The 17,403-nt window shown below is 58.6% G+C and carries 16 protein-coding genes; 6 read left to right on the top strand and 10 right to left on the bottom strand.

The window, feature by feature from the left end; genetic code table 11:
• Window positions 1-13 precede the first annotated feature (13 nt).
• Together mutM and ACYASS_RS26125 are read left to right on the top strand one after the other, a co-directional pair.
• Window positions 14-826 carry a bifunctional DNA-formamidopyrimidine glycosylase/DNA-(apurinic or apyrimidinic site) lyase gene (mutM, locus tag ACYASS_RS26130; RefSeq protein ID WP_243244437.1) on the top strand — a complete coding sequence of 271 codons (813 nt, stop codon included), beginning with the start codon at window positions 14-16 and terminating at the stop codon, window positions 824-826.
• 325 nt (window positions 827-1,151) lie between these two features.
• A complete protein-coding gene (locus ACYASS_RS26125) occupies window positions 1,152-1,493 on the top strand; it encodes a multidrug transporter (protein ID WP_463588227.1) in 342 nt (113 codons plus the stop codon).
• A 20-nt stretch (window positions 1,494-1,513) separates the two neighbouring features.
• Here the strand turns inward: ACYASS_RS26125 and ggt are convergent, their stop codons facing one another.
• From ggt to ACYASS_RS26095, 6 genes are all read right to left on the bottom strand, one after another.
• On the bottom strand, window positions 1,514-3,244 hold the full coding sequence (ggt, locus tag ACYASS_RS26120) for a gamma-glutamyltransferase (RefSeq protein ID WP_463588226.1): 1,731 nt from the start codon (window positions 3,242-3,244) through the stop codon (window positions 1,514-1,516).
• Window positions 3,245-3,295: 51 nt separating this feature from the next.
• On the bottom strand, window positions 3,296-3,547 hold the full coding sequence (locus ACYASS_RS26115; RefSeq protein WP_087268466.1) for a YfhL family 4Fe-4S dicluster ferredoxin: 252 nt from the start codon (window positions 3,545-3,547) through the stop codon (window positions 3,296-3,298).
• A 100-nt stretch (window positions 3,548-3,647) separates the two neighbouring features.
• Window positions 3,648-4,127, bottom strand: coding sequence for a pantetheine-phosphate adenylyltransferase (gene coaD, locus ACYASS_RS26110; protein ID WP_087268469.1), 480 nt, complete (start codon window positions 4,125-4,127; stop codon window positions 3,648-3,650).
• 214 nt (window positions 4,128-4,341) lie between these two features.
• A complete protein-coding gene (locus tag ACYASS_RS26105; protein ID WP_463588225.1) occupies window positions 4,342-5,934 on the bottom strand; it encodes a GMC family oxidoreductase in 1,593 nt (530 codons plus the stop codon).
• A 38-nt stretch (window positions 5,935-5,972) separates the two neighbouring features.
• A complete protein-coding gene (locus ACYASS_RS26100) occupies window positions 5,973-6,506 on the bottom strand; it encodes a twin-arginine translocation pathway signal protein (RefSeq protein ID WP_463588224.1) in 534 nt (177 codons plus the stop codon).
• Between the two features lie 118 nt (window positions 6,507-6,624).
• The gene (locus ACYASS_RS26095) at window positions 6,625-8,055 is read right to left on the bottom strand and encodes a coniferyl aldehyde dehydrogenase (RefSeq protein WP_463588223.1); all 1,431 of its coding nucleotides are present in this window, start codon (window positions 8,053-8,055) and stop codon (window positions 6,625-6,627) included.
• Between the two features lie 237 nt (window positions 8,056-8,292).
• On the opposite strand from ACYASS_RS26095, the gene ACYASS_RS26090 reads away from it, so the two are divergent.
• From ACYASS_RS26090 to ACYASS_RS26075, 4 genes are all read left to right on the top strand, one after another.
• Window positions 8,293-9,345, top strand: coding sequence for a LacI family DNA-binding transcriptional regulator (locus tag ACYASS_RS26090; RefSeq protein WP_463588222.1), 1,053 nt, complete (start codon window positions 8,293-8,295; stop codon window positions 9,343-9,345).
• Between the two features lie 192 nt (window positions 9,346-9,537).
• The gene (locus tag ACYASS_RS26085) at window positions 9,538-10,698 is read left to right on the top strand and encodes an L-talarate/galactarate dehydratase (RefSeq protein ID WP_243244428.1); all 1,161 of its coding nucleotides are present in this window, start codon (window positions 9,538-9,540) and stop codon (window positions 10,696-10,698) included.
• Window positions 10,699-10,789: 91 nt separating this feature from the next.
• A complete protein-coding gene (locus ACYASS_RS26080) occupies window positions 10,790-11,461 on the top strand; it encodes a TetR/AcrR family transcriptional regulator (protein WP_463588221.1) in 672 nt (223 codons plus the stop codon).
• 64 nt (window positions 11,462-11,525) lie between these two features.
• Window positions 11,526-12,386, top strand: coding sequence for a sulfurtransferase (locus ACYASS_RS26075; RefSeq protein WP_463588220.1), 861 nt, complete (start codon window positions 11,526-11,528; stop codon window positions 12,384-12,386).
• A 192-nt stretch (window positions 12,387-12,578) separates the two neighbouring features.
• On the opposite strand, the gene ACYASS_RS26070 is transcribed toward ACYASS_RS26075, so the two are convergent.
• The 4 genes from ACYASS_RS26070 to ACYASS_RS26055 form a co-directional block, all read right to left on the bottom strand.
• The gene (locus tag ACYASS_RS26070) at window positions 12,579-13,601 is read right to left on the bottom strand and encodes a hydrolase (protein ID WP_463588219.1); all 1,023 of its coding nucleotides are present in this window, start codon (window positions 13,599-13,601) and stop codon (window positions 12,579-12,581) included.
• A gap of 211 nt (window positions 13,602-13,812) precedes the next feature.
• Complete coding sequence (rsmD, locus tag ACYASS_RS26065; protein WP_463588218.1) at window positions 13,813-14,397, bottom strand: 16S rRNA (guanine(966)-N(2))-methyltransferase RsmD; 585 nt, start codon at window positions 14,395-14,397, stop codon at window positions 13,813-13,815.
• Window positions 14,397-15,875, bottom strand: coding sequence for a M16 family metallopeptidase (locus ACYASS_RS26060; protein ID WP_463588217.1), 1,479 nt, complete (start codon window positions 15,873-15,875; stop codon window positions 14,397-14,399). Before ACYASS_RS26060 ends, rsmD begins: the two co-directional genes overlap by 1 nt.
• On the bottom strand, window positions 15,872-17,224 hold the full coding sequence (locus tag ACYASS_RS26055; protein WP_122663953.1) for a M16 family metallopeptidase: 1,353 nt from the start codon (window positions 17,222-17,224) through the stop codon (window positions 15,872-15,874). Before ACYASS_RS26055 ends, ACYASS_RS26060 begins: the two co-directional genes overlap by 4 nt.
• Window positions 17,225-17,403: the final 179 nt, after the last annotated feature.

Genomic DNA, 17,403 nt, shown 5'->3' with positions numbered 1-17,403 from the left:
CACCGAGTTACCCATGCCTGAATTACCAGAAGTTGAAACCACCCGCCGGGGCATCGCGCCTCACCTCGAAGGCCAGCGGGTCAGCCGCGTCATCGTGCGTGATCGGCGTCTGCGCTGGCCGATCCCCGAAGACCTCGATGTGCGCCTGTCCGGCCAGAAGATCGTTGTCGTTGAGCGACGCGCCAAGTACCTGCTGATCCAGGCTGAGGTCGGAACCTTGATCAGCCACTTGGGCATGTCAGGCAATTTGCGGCTGGTCGAGGCTGGTTTGCCCGCGCTCAAGCATGAACACGTGGATATCGAGCTAGAGTCCGGCCTGGCACTGCGTTATACCGATCCTCGCCGGTTTGGCGCGATGCTGTGGAGTCTGGATCCGCTTAACCATGAGCTGCTGGTTCGTCTTGGGCCGGAGCCACTGACTGACTTGTTCGATGGCTTGCGCCTGTTCGAGCGCTCGCGGGGTAAGTCCATCGCGGTGAAACCGTTCATCATGGACAACGCGGTCGTAGTTGGCGTCGGTAATATCTACGCCACTGAAGCGTTGTTTGCGGCCGGGATTGATCCGCGTCGTGAAGCCGGAACCGTCTCGCGTGCCCGGTACGTGAAACTGGCGGTTGAGATCAAGCGCATTCTCGCCGCCGCCATCGAGCGTGGCGGTACGACCCTGCGTGATTTCATAGGTGGCGATGGTCAGCCCGGTTACTTCCAGCAAGAACTGTTCGCCTATGGCCGGGGTGAGCTGCCGTGCAAGGTCTGCGGTACCACCTTGCGGGAAATCAAACTGGGGCAGCGGGCGAGCGTGTATTGCCCCAAGTGTCAGAAGTGATGCGGGTAAATGCTCGGCAGGTGGGCGATTCGATGTTTGCCTGCAGGCGCTGATTCCGCCTTTTAGGACTGCCCGGGCGGTAGCCGGGAGGGGCGGTATTTCTTCCGAAGGATATTTAGCGAATGCCCCGATGTTCTCCCGGCTAAAGCCGGTTCTACGGGAGCGTGCAGGTATCAGCTGGATCGCGTCGCTCGTATCGCGGGCAAGCCCGGCTCCCGCAAAGATGGGTAGCTTCAACATGCTGTTGTGTTTGCCCTACTTGCTTAACCGACATCCCTGTTTATAGTTAACCAACCCCAACCCGCTGTACGTGAAGGACCATGCCATGAAGCCGTTTCGACTGATCGCCGCCAGCCTGGCTTTGATTTTTGGTTTGCAGGTGATGCCAGCAATGGCTAATGAAACTGTGAATCACGGCAGTGGTGATCCGGTTTACAGCATCCAGAATCCCCCGGCCTACGCCATGATTGGCGACTTGCTGGTTGCGCGGCCGTTGCTGATCGCCGCCACTATTGTGGGTGCAGGCCTGTTTGTTATTGCACTGCCGTTTACCGCAATGGGCGGTGGTATTGGTCGAACGGGCAAGGCGTTGGTGGTCGACCCCGGTAAAGCCGCTTTTGTGCGCTGCCTCGGTTGCACCGGCGATGGCTACAACAAGCAGGAATAACCTCTGCGTACTGCGCCCATTCAGGGCGCAGTTTGTATGACCTTCGGATCGAACGTTTCTGACACGCCAAGGCCTCTCGGGTCGCTGGCGGCCTCGACGTGTTTGCCTGCTTTGTCCCACCGTAGCACTTGCTGGTTCCCATAGCCGCGCGGGACTTCTTTGAACTGATAACCGCGAGATCGCAGCGCGTTCATTTCTTCCAGAGTGAATGCATCTGCCTCGTGCTCAACGACATCCGGCAAATACTGATGGTGATAGCGCGGCACTGCTGGCCAGTTCGCAATGGGCTGACCGTCCAGGTATTGCAGCATCGAGAGCAGCACCATGCTTGGGATGCGGCTACCACCCGGCGTACCGAATGCGGTGAACTCATCAGGGCTTTCAAGGAAGCTTGGGCTCATGCTCGACAATGGCCGCTTGCCTGCAGCAATCGAGTTGGCCTTGCTGCCTGCCAAGCCATACGCATTGCTGCCTTGGGGATCGGCGGCGAAGTCGTCCATTTCGTCGTTCAGCACTACGCCGGTGCCCGGGACGGTGAAGGCCGCGCCGAATGGCAAGTTGACCGATAACGTCGCCGCAACCGCGTTACCGTCACTGTCCAGAATGGCAAAGTGGGTTGTGTGCTCGCCTTCACGCCAGCGCGGTGCCGGCTCAAGGCTGGCGCTTGGCGTCGCATCATTAGGCGCAGTGCTCTGCGCCATTCGCACCAGATAGTGCCGGTCCAGTAGGCGGTCGAGAGGGTTGACGACAAAGTCAGGATCGCCCAGCAAACCCCGGTCGCGATAAGCGCGCCGCAGCACCTCGAGCACGTAGTGGGCGCGTTGGACCTTGTCCGACGCCTGCCATGGGAGTTGCTGCAGCATCATCAGACTTTGAGCCAGCGCCACGCCGCCAGCAGAAGGAGGCGGCGCGCTGATCAGTTCTCGCTGGTCATCCAGGCGAAAGCGCAAAGGGGCGCGGGTCGCGATCTGATACTGGTCCAGATCCTCTCGTTTCCAGATGCCCCCGGCTGCCCTTACTCCGTGGACCATTGATTGAGCGGTGAGACCCGCATAGAAGCCGTCGCGGCCGCTGTCAGCCAGACGATTGAGCGTCACGGCCAGCTCCGGCTGCCGGATGATCGTGCCCGCCGCTGGAACGTCACCGTCGCGCAGGAAGAGACGTGCGCTTTCAGGGTCCTTTCGTAGGGCCGTCAGGCGAGCAGTGGCGCGTTGCTGATAAATCCTGTCGACCGGAAAGCCTTGATAGGCCAGGCGAATGGCTGGCGCCATGGAAGTCTTCAGCGACAGCTTGCCGTAGCGCTCAGCCAGTTCGACCAGAGCAGCAGGCAATCCCGGAATGGCGGCTGCAAGCGGGCCGTTCAGAGACAGAGTAGGTACTACTTTGCCGTCACGGCGATAGAGATCATAAGTTGCGTTGAGCGGGGCTTTTTCCCGGGCATCCAGAAATACATAGCCTGTCTCTGGTCCGCCTTGGCGTAACAGGAAGAAACCGCCGCCGCCCAACCCTGAACCGTAGGGTTCCACCACCGCCAATGCGGCGCTGACGGCCACGGCCGCATCAAAAGCGTTTCCGCCCGCCACCATGATTTCCCGACCAGCGGCAGTCACTTGCGGGTGCGGGCTGGCAATAGCAGACCGCTCCGGACGCGAAGACGGTGTTTCAGCTGCGATGGATAGCTGCGCGGACAACGCGCAAAGCAGCAACAGAATGCTGGATAGACAGTGGTGCTGATGGTGTTCTGGGATCATGCCGGGCTCGCTTTGGTCGGCAGGCACAAGCCTGTCAGCGATGCCGAAGGATCAAGCCTTGCCGGTAATGATCAGGTATTTGCTCATCAACTCGTCTTTGCTTTCGACGCGGTTTTCATCCAGTGGGATGCAATCCACAGGGCAGACTTGCTGACATTGCGGCTCATCGTAGTGGCCTACGCATTCGGTGCACAGGCTCGGGTTGATCACGTAGATCTCCTCGCCTTGAGAAATCGCCTCGTTCGGGCACTCGGGTTCGCAGACGTCGCAATTGATGCAATCGTCAGTGATGATCAGGGACATGAAACACTCCTGCCGCGGTCGATGCCGGGGCATATGAAATCCAATGCGGCGAATTGTGCCGCATTAGTCGTTTCGATGCACCCGGGCGTTGCCGAAAAGCTCAGCGTTTGAAGCGTTCGGTCAGCGCCTCAGCGACGGCTGGATGCACGAACTTGGTGATATCGCCGCCTAATGCCGCGATTTCGCGAACCAGCGTCGATGAAATGAACGAGTACCGTTCGGATGGCGTGAGGAACAGACTTTCGACGTCCGGTGCCAGTTGGCGGTTCATGTTGGCCAGTTGGAACTCGTATTCGAAATCGGAGACGGCGCGTAGACCACGCAGAAACACATTGGCGTTCTGTTCCTTGGCAAAGTGCGCCAGCAGCGTCGAAAAACCTACCACTTCGACGTTTGGCAGGTGTTTGGTGACCTCCCGGGCCAGCTCCACACGCTGTTCCAGGGGGAAAAGCGGGTTTTTCTTGGGGCTGGCGGCAACGGCAATGATCACATGATCGAACAAGCGCGATGCGCGCTCGACCAGATCGCCGTGTCCCTTGGTAATAGGGTCGAAGGTGCCTGGATACAACACTCGGTTCATCGCGTCGTCCTGGTCGGAGTCCTTTGGGGAGTCGGATGGTAGCGCAGCATTCCCGGTGGGCCAAGTCGGCGTGCCGAAGGTAAAGGTCGTATTGTCATTGAAATTGAGTTAACCAATGGGTAAACCGTATCTCTGTAGGAGCTGCCGAAGGCTGCGAAAGCGATGTCCCTGATGCACCGCCATCGCAGCCTTCGGCAGCTCCTACAGGGCGCAATCAGTTCAGCAATCGGTTACCCAGCGCCGTCGCCAGTTTCGCGGTCAGTCCGTAGACCGACAATTGCGGATTTGCACCAATACTGGTCGGGAACAGCGAGCCGTCATGAATCGATAGATTCTGCAGGTGATGATGACGACCCAGGCTATCGCATACCGCTTGTCGGGGATCTTCGCCCATCGCGCAACCGCCCATCACATGAGCGCTGCCAAGCCGTGTGCGAAAAATTTCCAGGCTCAGGCTGTCGATCATCATCCGCGCTTCGGCAAAGTTTTTGGCATGGCGGGCGTCCGCGTGCATCGGCATGACTGAGCGCGCGCCACCGGCAAACTGGATCTCGGCCATGCTGTGCCACGCGCGGCGGATACCGTCCCAAGTGTAGGGTGAAATCGGGTAGTCCAGCACCGGGCTTGCATCACTGCGCAACTGCACTGTTCCTCCAGCGCTGTCCGGGTGAAAGCCGTCGCGCATTAGAGCCAGCATCATGTGAGTGTGGGGCAATTGCGCCATGCGCTCAGCGTTCTGTTGACCGAAGTCTCCAAGTAAAGTGCTGGCCAGCGCCGGATGCAGTGGTGGCACTTCGAGCTTGTAGGACATACGGCCTGCGATGCCATCTGCCCACTGGAAATGATCTGAATAAATGGACTGCGGTGCGCCGTAGAACGGATTGATGACCTTATCGAACAGCCCTGCCGAGAAGCTCGCCAAGTGCAGAAATGTACGTTTGCCTGCGCGCTCATGCGGGTCGGGCACTTTGGAGCGCATCAGCAGTGCCGGGCTGTTGATGCCTCCACCCGCCAGGACGAAGTGGCGGGCTTTGACGTGGATGGTTCGGCCATTCGGCGAGACACAGCGTTCATCCATGCCCAGGCAAACCAGTCCGGTGATCTTGTCTCCCTGAAGCAATAACCGATCGGCACGCGCCAGATAAAGCAGCTCGCCGCCTTTATCCAGTGTTGCCGGAATGGTTGTCACCAGCATCGATTGCTTGGCGTTGCTTGGGCAGCCCATGCCGCAGTAGCCCAGATTCCAGCAACCCAGCACATTGCGCGGGATTACATGCCAGCTATAGCCCAGATGCTCACAGCCTATACGGATGACGTCGTTGTTGGCATTGGGCGGCATGATCCAGGGCGCGACACTGAGGCGTTGTTCCATTTTTTCGAACCATGGAGCCATCTGCCCTGCGCAGTGATCTTTCACTGCATGCTCGCTGGCCCAGTGCTCCAGCGTGGCCGGCGGAGTGCGGAAGCTTGAGGTCCAGTTGATCAGCGTCGTACCGCCCACTGCGCGGCCTTGCAAAATAGTGATCGCACCATCCTTGCTCATACGCCCGATGCCTTCCTGATACAGCGTTGAGTAAGCCTGGTCTTCGAGCATCTTGAAGTCGCTGCTGGTTTTGAGCGGGCCTTCCTCGATCAGCAATACTTTCAGGCCCATCCCGCTGAGGATTTCAGCCGTAGTCCCGCCACCCGCACCGCTGCCGATAATCGCGACGTCGGCCTCCAGCGTCAGGTCCTTGTCCTGGCGAGACCCGTCGTAGGTTTGCCAGCCACGGGCCAGGCCTTCGCGGAATGGATCAGGTATAGGCATACAACCTCGATTTTTGTTGTTGTTCGGGTGTGGTTGTTTCAGATCCTGGGTGGTCCGGCGTAACCGCAATGCGCCCAGGATTCGGGGTGGCTGTACCACGCCATCAAAGTGAGTTGCAGCAGTGCGGCATGTCCTTGGCGCAGGAGGTCCAGCGAGCTGTTTTGCCAACGATCAAGGAACTGCTGAATCTGCATGTTGCTGGCCTTTTCCCAAGCCGACCACACGCCGGTCAGTGGTCCGCGTGTGAAAGGCAGGGTCAGCACATCGAGCAGTTGCTGAGTCAGCTGGAGTATCGCAGGTGACAGGTGATTCAGACCGCTGTCGATGCAGTGCAGGGTGTTATCGATGGCTTGCGGCAGTAGAGCGGGTTGCACACTGCCATTGATCAGCACCGGGATCAGTGCTCTCAGGAACGGAAGATCGCTTGCGCGCAGGACCACAAAACCGTTAGCCGGTGCGGTCGCAGAGCAGCCACTCAAGCTTGCCGTCAGGCCGACGGTGGACAGAAACGCAGAGGCGCCCAGGCTGACTTGCAGGAAATTTCGACGGCTCAGGTTGGGCTGGGTGTTCATGAGTGAACCGTTATTGAATTGAAATGATCCCTGTAGGAGCTGCCGGAGGCTGCGAAAGCATTCGTTCTGACACACCGCGATCGCAGCCTTTCGGCAGCGCCTACAGATAGGTTAGTCATCACCGGATAAACAGCTTGTAGACCAGCCGCTGAATCGCCTTGCCATACGGAGGATAGATCAGCCGTGCAGCGTTGAAGCGCTGCTTGATCAGCACGCCCTTGGCTTTGCTGAACGTCATGAAGCCTTCATGCCCGTGGTAATGACCCATTCCTGAAGGACCGACGCCGCCGAATGGCAAGTCATCCTGGGCGACATGCAGCAGGGTGTCGTTCAGGCACACGCCGCCGGAGTGTGTCTGCTCCAGCACACGCTGCTGTTCGGCTTTGTCGTAGCCGAAGTAATACAAGGCCAGTGGGCGAGGGCGCTGGTTTATGTAGCTGAACGCCTGATCCATCCGTGAATAGGGCACGATGGGCAGCAGCGGGCCGAAAATCTCGTCCTGCATCACCAGCATGTCGTCATTGACGTTAAGCAACAGGCTGAACGGCATGCGTCGATCCTGGCCAGCCTCGTAAAGGGGAATAACCTTTGCGCCTTTATCAGTCGCATCGGCCAGATAATGGTTGAGGCGCGCGAGCTGGCGTTGATTGATGATTGCCGTGTAATCAGGGTTGTCCGTCAGTGTGGGATAGAACCCGAGTACTGCGGTCTTGTAAGCATCAACGAACGCCTCGACGCGATCTTCCGGTACCAACACGTAATCAGGCGCGACACAGGTTTGCCCGGCGTTGAGCGTCTTACCGAAGGCGATGCGCTCGGCAGCGTCCTTGAGTGGCACGTCATGGGACACGATGGCCGGGGACTTGCCACCAAGCTCCAGCGTGACCGGCGTGAGGTTTTCCGCGGCAGCGCGCATCACATGCTTGCCAACGCTGGTGGCGCCGGTGAACAGCAAATGATCGAACGGCAATGTTGAGAATGCGATACCAACGTCCGCTTCGCCCAACACCACAGCCACCAAGTCCTCCGGGAATACACGAGCGAACAGATGCTTGAGCAGTTCGCCGGTGGCAGGCGTTGATTCGCTGAGTTTGAGCATCACCCGATTGCCCGCTGCCAACGCTCCGATCATTGGGCCGATAGCCAGAAACAACGGGTAGTTCCAGGGCACGATAACGCCGACTACTCCCAGAGGTTGATACACCACCTTGGCCGATGCTGGCTGAAAGGCGATGCCTACCTTGCGTCGCGAAGGCTTCATCCACTTTTTCAGGTTTTTACGGGCGTCTTTTATGCCGAACAGGCTGGGCATCAGTTCGGCCAACAACGTCTCATCAGCGCTGCGATGGCTGAAGTCACTGCTGATTGCTTCGATCAACGCCTGCTGCTCGGCACAGAGCAAATCATGCAGGCTGGCGAGCCATTGCAGTCTCTGGCCAGCAGATGGCATCGGATTGGCGGCGAAGGCTTTACGCTGCTCGGCAAACACCCGCTCAAGTTCGTTGGACGGTTGTGAGCGGTCCGTCAACCAGGCGAGTTCGGCAGGCATGTGGGCAATTCCTTTTAGAGTTATCCACTGGTTTTAGAGTTGTTGCTCTAGAAAGTCAAATTCCGCAGCGTCGAGACATCCGCAGGACTGGCTTTAGTCGGGAGGGTGGCGCTACATTCACAGCATTCAATCCATCAGAAGTATCGTCCTCCCGGCGAAACCAGTCCTACAGTGTTTGGCGTTTGATAATGTCTGGCGGTATCTTTGCCGGTCTAGCGCAGCGGTCCGGAAACACTCATGTCGAAATCATCAGATGGCGTTCCTGCGGGATCTACCATCGCATCCTTGCCCAAAGGCGCGAGCCTGACTCTGATTGATGTCGCCAAGGTGGCGGGCGTTTCGCCGATGACGGTTTCCCGGGCATTGCACCGGCCTGAGCTGGTCAGCGAGAAGACTCGCGACAAGGTGCGCGAGGCTGTGCGTGCGACCGGCTATGTTTCGAACATGTTGGCCGGTGGGCTGGCCAGCAATAAAAGCCGCCTGGTGGCGATCTTCCTGCCGACGATTGCCAACTCGATCTTTGCCGACACGGTTCAGGCGCTGATGGACTCCCTGACCAAAGCGGGCTATCAGACGATGATGGGGCTGACCGGTTATTCCGCCGAGCAGGAAGAGAGGTTGCTTGAGGCGGTACTGGGTCGGCGGCCTGACGGCATTGTGTTAACCGGTACCCTGCATACAGAAGCTAGCCGGATGCGGCTGGCTCAGGCTGGCATTCCTGTCGTGGAAGCATGGGACTTGAGTGAAGCGCCTATCGACATGCTGGTGGGCTTTTCCCATGAGGCGGTGGGCGAGGCCGTGGCGCGGCATCTGCTGGAGAAAAATTATCGGCGTTTCTCGGTAGTCACCATCAGCGACCCCCGCGGTATGCGTCGCTGCAAAAGCCTGCTGGCCGAGCTGGAGCGCCATGGCGTTCGTGATGTGCCGGTTGAAGTGCTTGCGCCGCCAGCCACGCTTGAAGTCGGCCGGGAAGGTTTGCGTCGCCTGCTCGACCAGCAAGAGCGCCCCGAAATTGTTATCTGTAGTTCGGACACCATTGCGCAAGGTGTGCTGGCTGAAGCGGCCAGCCGGGGTTTGCGTGTACCCGAAGACCTGGCGGTGATGGGCTTCGGTGATTTGAGCAGCGCCGCACAGGTTTATCCAGCATTGTCCACGGTCAACGTCGATGGTTTGCGTATCGGCCAACTCGCCGCTCAGGCCTTGCTGGAGCGCTTCGGCTATCCCGCTGGTGCAGGAAATCCCTTGCGCATCGATACCGGTTTCACCCTTATCGACCGCGCCACCACCTGAAGTCACTGGCACCTCAAATGATGAATGGCGCTATTGAATGATTGCGCAATCATAGTAGTATCGGCTCAGTTCTCCCGCCGCATCAGGACGAGGAGATTTTTTGAAGTCTGAATGATTGCGCAATCATTATTCTCTGCATTTGCTCGTGCCTAACCACGAAGCTCTGGTACGAGCCGAACTCAGGAAGTCCCTATGCAAACCCAACAAGAAAACATCAAGTCCTCCGATCACGACCAGATTGCCTGGGTGAAAGTCTCATCGGTATTCCTGCCGCTGGCCAATCCGATCAGCGATGCCAAGGTACTGACAGGGCGGCAGAAGCCGATGACCGAGATCGCCATGCTGTTCGTGGAAATCGAAACCGTTGATGGCCACAGTGGACTGGGTTTCAGTTACTCCAAGCGCGCCGGTGGGCCCGGGCAGTTTGCGCACGCTCAGGAAATTGCTCCGGCGCTCATTGGTGAGAACCCCAGCGATATCGCCAAACTGTGGACCAAACTCTGCTGGGCGGGTGCATCGGTGGGCCGCAGCGGCATGTCGACTCAAGCCATTGGGGCCTTCGATGTGGCGCTTTGGGATTTGAAGGCCAAGCGCGCCAACTTGTCCCTGGCACGCTTGCTCGGCGCGCAACGTGATTCTGTACGTTGCTACAACACCTCCGGCGGCTTCTTGCATACGCCGCTGGATCAGTTGATGAAGAACACCGATCTGTCCCGGGAAAAGGGCATTGGCGGTATCAAACTGAAGGTCGGTCAGCCTGACTGGGCTGTGGATATCGAGCGCGTCAGCACCATCCGCAAGCACCTTGGGGATAACTTCCCGTTGATGGTCGACGCCAACCAGCAGTGGGATCGACCGACGGCCCAGCGCATGTGCCGCAAGTTCGAAGAGTACAACCTGATCTGGATCGAAGAGCCGCTCGATTGTTACGACGCGGAAGGCCATGCCGCACTGGCTCAGCAATTCGACACCCCAATCGCCACAGGGGAAATGCTGACCAGCGTGGCCGAGCATGCCGAGTTCATCAAATTACGCGGCGCTGACTTCCTCATGCCGGATGCCCCACGTGTAGGCGGCATCACGCCCTATCTGAAGGTCGCGGCCATGGCGGAGCATGCAGGGTTGATGCTGGCGCCGCACTTTGCCATGGAACTGCACGTGCATCTGGCGGCGGCTTACCCGACTGAACCCTGGGTTGAGCATTTCGAGTGGCTGGAGCCGTTGTTCAACGAGCGTCTGGAAACCCGTGATGGCCGTATGCTGGTGCCGACCCGACCAGGATTGGGTCTGACGCTGAGCGAGCAGGTCAAGCCCTGGACCGCGCAGCAAGTGGAAATCGGCAAGCGGCCTTGAGGGAAAGTGATGTCCGGGCGGTTGATGCCCGGATATCACGCTTGCGTTAAGATCGCTCGATACCAATAACACTCGAGCGATCAAGTTGAGCATGACCCCGCGTATCAAAACCCGTGAACGGATCGTGCAGAACAGTCTGGAACTGTTCAATCAGCAGGGCGAGCGCAGTGTAAGCACCAACCACATTGCCGCTCATCTGGAGATGTCCCCCGGCAATCTCTATTACCATTTCCCCAATAAACAGGCGATCATCGCCGAACTCTTCAGTGAATACGAAGCGTTGGTGAACACCTTCCTGCGCCCGCCCAAGGGCCGTTTGCCCAGTGTCGAAGACAAGCGGTATTACCTGCTGGAAATTCTCGATGGCATGTGGCGTTATCGTTTTCTGCATCGAGACCTGGAGCATCTACTGGATGCCGATCCTGATCTGGCCGCCCGCTACAGACGTTTTTCCCAGCATTGTCTGATTCAGGCCATGGCCATTTACGGTGGATTCGTCGAGGCTGGCATCCTGCACATGAACAAGGTGCAGATAGAGTCACTAACGCTCAACACCTGGATCATTCTCACTTCCTGGGTGCGCTTCCTCTGTACTACACGGGAAAACAGCACTCATTTGAGTGAAGATGCGATTCGCCGTGGCGTTTATCAGGTACTGATGCTTGAGTCAGGTTATGTGACCCCGCAGGCGCAACAGGAAGTGAGCGCGCTGTGCGAAGAATTTTATGTACCGTTGCATCAAGCGCTGGCGGATGGGGTCTGAACGTCGTCAGCCGGAACGAATTGCAGCAATGCTGAATATTCAAATTTGTCCACAGGAGCCTGTCATGCCCATCGCGCAACTGATCAGCCCACAGCAACTGGCCGCTCGCCAGCAGCAGCCTGGGCTGGTGATTCTCGATTGTCGTTTTGCTCTCGAAGATACTTCCTACGGCCAGCGCAGTTATGCCGACGGGCATATCGATGGCTCGTCGTTCGCCGATCTGGAGCGGGATCTCAGCGGCCCGGTCAGTAAGGGTAAAACCGGCCGCCATCCGCTGCCTGATCCACAAAAACTGGTTGAGCGCTTGCAGTATTGGGGCGTCAACGCCGACAGCGATGTTGTGCTTTATGACGATGGCCCGGGGGCCTACGCCGCCCGGGCGTGGTGGTTGCTGGCCTGGTTGGGCAAACGGGACGGCGTTTTCATTCTCGATGGAGGCCTCAAAGCCTGGCACGCTGCGGGTTTGCCGTTAAGCCTTGATCCTCCAGGCAAAGAGCCGGGAGATTTCAAGGGCCAGCCGGATGACTCGCTGGTGTTGAGCGCCGATCAATTGCTGAAGCGTCTCAAAAAACCAGAACTGACCCTGATTGATGCCCGCGCCGACGCTCGTTTTCGCGGAGAAGTGGAGCCTATCGATCCGGTCGCGGGGCATATCCCTGGCGCGCAATGTGCGGCGTTCAACGAAAACCTTGGCCCTGATGGACGCTTTTTACCACCTGAGCAACTCAAGCAGCGGTTTGCCGAAAAGCTTCAGGGGCGCCCGCCTGAGAGTCTGGTTGCTTATTGCGGGTCTGGCGTGACGGCGTGTCACAACCTGTTTGCGTTGTGTCTGGCAGGTTATCGGCTGGGGGCGTTGTACGCGGGGTCGTGGAGTGAGTGGATTACCGATCCGGACCGTGAGGTTGCTACGGGGGCTGGAGTGTAATCTTCTGCAGTAAGTATGGCACCGCGCTGTGTGGGGCGAATATTTGACCTGTAGGAGTGAACTTGTTCGCGAACGGCTGCGCAGCAGTCGTGAATCTGGCGACCCGATTCCAGCCAATGCACCGAGTCGCGGTCGTTGCTGGCGCTTCGCGCCAGATCGCGAACAAGTTCACTCCTACAGGGGATGTGTTTGCTAAACGAATGTCCCATGCGCGCTCGTCAGCCACAACGGAATCCGTCTTTCGAGGTAATAACCCGGATTCTTTAGCGAGCCGTCGACAAATCCCACATGCCCGCCTTTTTCCTGCAGCTCGAACTCGGTGCTGGCTGACAGTTCGGTCGGTTCCGGCAAGCTGTGCTTGAACACGAAAGGATCGTCTGCTGCCTGGATGATCAGCGTCGGGGTGCTAATTTCTCCCAGGTAATAGCGGCTGGACGCGCGACGGTAGTAGTCCTTGGCGTCGGCAAAGCCATGCAGTGGCGCGGTTACCCGGCCATCGAAATCCCAGAACGTGCGCATATTCTCCAGCGAGCCCAGTGCTGATAGCTCGGCAAGCCCTTCGCTGATGCCCTCGTCCTTGAAGTGGCGTTGTTTGTCCTTCACGTAGGTGACCATCTCGCGCATGAAATGCCGCTGATAGACCTTTGAAAAGCCCATGCCGATGCGGTCGGCGCATTCATCTAGACGGAACGGTACAGACACTGCTACTGCGCCTTGCAGATCGCTGTTGACGCCAGACTCTCCCAGATATTTGAGGAGTACGTTGCCACCCAGCGAGTAACCCACTGCGTACAACGGCGCCAGTGGACGTTTGGCGCGCAGATGGGCGATGACCGAGGCCAGATCTTCACTGGCGCCAGAGTGATAGCTGCGCGATAGCAAGTTTGGCTCGCCGGAGCAGCCTCGCCAGTTGAGCGCGACGCTGGCCCATCCCTCTTGAACGATCGCCTGTTGCAGGCCAACCACATAAGGCGAGTTCGATGAGCCGGTCAGTCCATGCAGGACCAGCACCAGAGGAGTATTCAACTCGTGCGGGCCAAACCAGTCCAGATCAAGGAAGTCTCCGTCGGCCAGCCAGATGCGTTCGCGTTGGCGCTCGATTCGCGTCTTTTTCCGCCACAGCGGACCCCACAAGGTCTGCAAATGAGGATTGCCCAGGCCCGAGGCCGGAATGAAGCGGTTGGCTAAGGAGGATCTAGCAGGGCGTGTAAACACGGTTGTCCTCTCTCGGCAGGTTGCGTATCGATGTACGTTGCCACAAGTGATACGGGCCGCGAGAGCGTTTTTTGCTCAGCGGTAAAAATGGGGGATAGGTGGCGTCCAAAAGTCTCCTGTAGGAGCTGCCGAAGGCTGCGAAGGCGATCTTCAGGTCGACCGCTTCGCAGCCTTCGGCAGCTCCTACAGGAGTTCTGATGTCAGCCTTTGGTTACCCGCGCTGCCATAGAGCGTAATAAACCTGCCCGGCTTTCTTCTCCCGGTGCAGACGCCAGTTGCCTGGCAAGCCGGTGGTCGATGGTGGGGTTTCGCTTTCGGTGTAGATCCAGGCGTTTTCTGCCAGCCAGCCGTGTGACTCAAGCAGCGCACAGGCCGAGGCCAGAAGGTTCTGGTGGAACGGCGGGTCGAGGAAAACCACATCGAATGGCTCGGCGGCCTGGTTTTCCAGGTGGCGCAACGAGTCGGTTTGCGAGACCTGGCCGGTGGTGCAGTTCAACATGCTCAGGTTCTGACGCAGGCTGGTGATCGCTGCGGCACTGTTGTCCAGCGCCAGGCCCTTGCTCGCACCCCGCGACAGCGCTTCGAAAAACAACGCACCGCTGCCGGTGAAAACATCCAGTACCTTGGCACCGGCAATGTCCATTGCCAGCCAGTTGAACAGCGTTTCACGAACGCGATCCGGTGTGGGGCGCAGGCCCGGGGCGTCAGGGAACGTCAGTTTGCGACTGCCCCATTCGCCACCAATGATGCGCAGTTGACCCAGGCCGTTATGGCCCTTCGGGCGTGGATTGGCCATTAATGCTCCGGGACCCCAAGAGGGCGTTCAGCAGGTTTGTCGGTGGGCGGCGGCAACGGCTTTTGCGCTACGGTCGGCCCGGCGGTGACGATGACCATCTTGTCAGCGCTCAAGTGCTTGTTCATCACCTCTTTGACTTGCTCGACGGTCACATCCTGCGACTGGGTCATGAAGTCTTCGAGGAACGTCAGCGGCAAATCATAGAAGCCGATGGCGCCCAGCTGCGCGACGATGGACGAGTTGCTGGCCGCGGTCAGTGGGAAGCTACCAGCCAGTTCACGCTTGGCGTCGTCCAGTTCCTTCTGGGTCGGGCCGTTGGCGAGGAAGTCGCGGACGATGTCCTGCACCAGTTTCAAGGTGTTCTCGCTCAGTTCGGCGCGGGTCTGCAGGCCAATCATGAACGGCCCTTGGGTCTGCATCGGGGTGAAGCCCGATGAAACGCCATAAGTGAGGCCGCGCTTTTCACGGACTTCAGTCATCAGTCGGCTGCCGAATCCGCCACCGCCGAGTACCGAGTTACCCAATGACAGTGCTGCATAATCCGGGTCGTTACGCTTGATGCCCAGTTGCGCGAGCATCAGGTGCGTCTGCTTGGAGGGAAACTCAATGTGAGTTTCGCCCGCTTTGGGTTCAGCAGGCGTTGGCAGTTTGGCCAGCGCCGGGCCTTTAGGCAGCGATGAGGAAACTTGCGCTGCAATTGCCTGCGCTTCGTCCCGGGACAAATCACCCACCAGCGCAATTACAGCGTTACCGGCGGCATAAGCCTTGGCATGAAATGCCTTGAGCTGAGCCTGGGTGATTGGCTTGATGGTTTCAGCCGTGCCTTCGCTCGGGTGGCCATAAGGGTGATTGCCGTACAGGCGCTTGAACAGTTCCTGGCTGGCCAGCGAGCCTGGGTTCTGCTTCTTGTACTCGAAACTGGCCAGCAACTGGTTCTTGATACGAGTCAGCGAATCAGCAGGGAAGGTGGGTTTGCCGACTACTTCGGAGAACAGCTTCAGCGCAGGCTCGCGCTTGTCTGTCGCGCTCAGGCTGCGGATCGAGGCCACTGCCATGTCGCGATAGGCACCGTTGCTAAAATCCGCGCCGAGGCCTTCGAAACCCTGAGCGATAGCAGTGACGTCCTTACCTTTCACGCCTTCGTTGAGCATGGCATTGGTCAGCACGGCGACCCCAGGCAGTGTTTGATCCTGGCTGCTGCCCGCGGCGAAGGTCAGACGCATGTCGAACATCGGCAGCTCGTGAGCTTCGACAAACAGTACCTTGGCGCCTTCGGCGGTTTGCCAGGTCTGAATGTTCAGGGCGCGACGCGCTGGAGCCTTGCCATCGAGTTCTTTCAAAGACTCCAGAGCAGGACGGGCAGGCGCGGCGTTGCTGGCTGCTTCTTCAGCCAGCGTCGATTGTGTAGCAAAAACACTGAGGCTGGTGGTCAACAGCAGGCCAAACAGCATCTTACGTGGGCCGTTGCGCTCACTCATTTTGCTTTCTCCTCAGGCAGAACGTGTGCAACGCTGAGGCGCTCACGGGTGAAGTAAGTGCTGGCGGCTTTCTGGATGTCTGCCGGGGTCACGCTTTGCAGCGCGGCCAGTTCCTCATCGATCAACTTCCACGACAGGCCGACGGTTTCCAGCTCACCGATAGTGCTGGCCTGGCTGGTAATCGAGTCACGCTCGTAAACCAGGCTGGCGATCACTTGAGCACGTACTCGTTCGAGTTCTTCGTTGGTCGGCGGCTTGGTCTTCAGTTCGTTGAGCAAACGCCAGATACCGGCTTCAACGTCGGCGAGGGTTTTCTTCTTCTGGGTGTTGGGCGTGGCGCTGATCATGAACAAGCTGTCACCGCGGGCGAAAGCGTCGTAGTTCGAACCTGCTCCGGAGACCAGTTCCTCGCCGCGCTCAAGGCGCGTCGGGATACGTGCGCTATAGCCGCCATCCAGCAAGGCCGCGATCAGACGTAGCGCATTGACCGAACGTGGGTCTTCGGCGGTGGCCAGACTTGGCACGTTAAAGCCGTACATCAAACTCGGCAATTGAGTCTGTACGTGGAGGGTGATGCGACGCTCACCGGGTTCTGCCAGCTCCAGCGGTTTTTTCGAAGGCGGTACATCGCGGCGCGCAATCGGACCGAAGAAGCGCTCAGCCAGCGCTTTGACTTCATCCGGTTTGACGTCCCCTACCACCACCAGTGTGGCGTTGTTCGGCACATACCAGGATTGATACCAGTGACGCAGCTCTTCGACCTTCATGCGGTCCAGGTCTGCCATCCAGCCAATGGTCGGCGTGTGATAGCCGCTGGCCGGGTAAGCCATGGCCTTGAAGCGCTCGAAGGCTTTCGACGTTGGCTTGTCGTCGGTGCGCAGACGGCGTTCTTCCTTGATCACTTCGATTTCGCGGCTGAACTCGTCGGCGGGCAGTGTGAGGCTGGCCATGCGGTCAGCTTCCAGCTCGAAGGCCACCGCCAGACGATCACGGGCCAGCACCTGGTAGTAAGCGGTGTAGTCGTCGCTCGTGAACGCGTTCTCTTCAGCACCCAGATCCCGCAGGATCAGCGAGGCTTCGCCCGGGCCGGTTTTCGAGCTGCCTTTGAACATCATGTGTTCAAGCGCATGGGACAAGCCGGTCTGGCCCGGGGTCTCGTAGCTGGAACCCACTTTATACCAGACTTGCGACACTACAACCGGCGCGCGATGGTCTTCGCGGACGATGACCTTCAAGCCATTGGCGAGTGTGAATTCATGGGTAGGTTGCGGATCGGCGGCCATTGCACCGAATGGCAGACAAATTGTGCCGAACAGCAGGCCTGCGGCACGGCGGGCTAGAGCATTCATTCGTAATTTGAACCTGTAAGACGGCCCGTTTGAACTTAGCGTCCACGGGCGCGGGGGTGTTAGGATAGCGGGCAGTCTCGCTCCCGACTATGACAAAAGAATCAGATAGGCCTGTACGCAGATTCTTTGCAGACGATTCCGCTGTTTCTCTGACATGGCGCCGTCGCGAAGCAACATGG

Source organism: Pseudomonas sp. HP_14, from assembly GCF_055283875.1.
The sequence above is the reverse complement of the archived record's forward strand: the minus strand, read 5'-3'. Positions and strand labels throughout refer to the sequence as shown.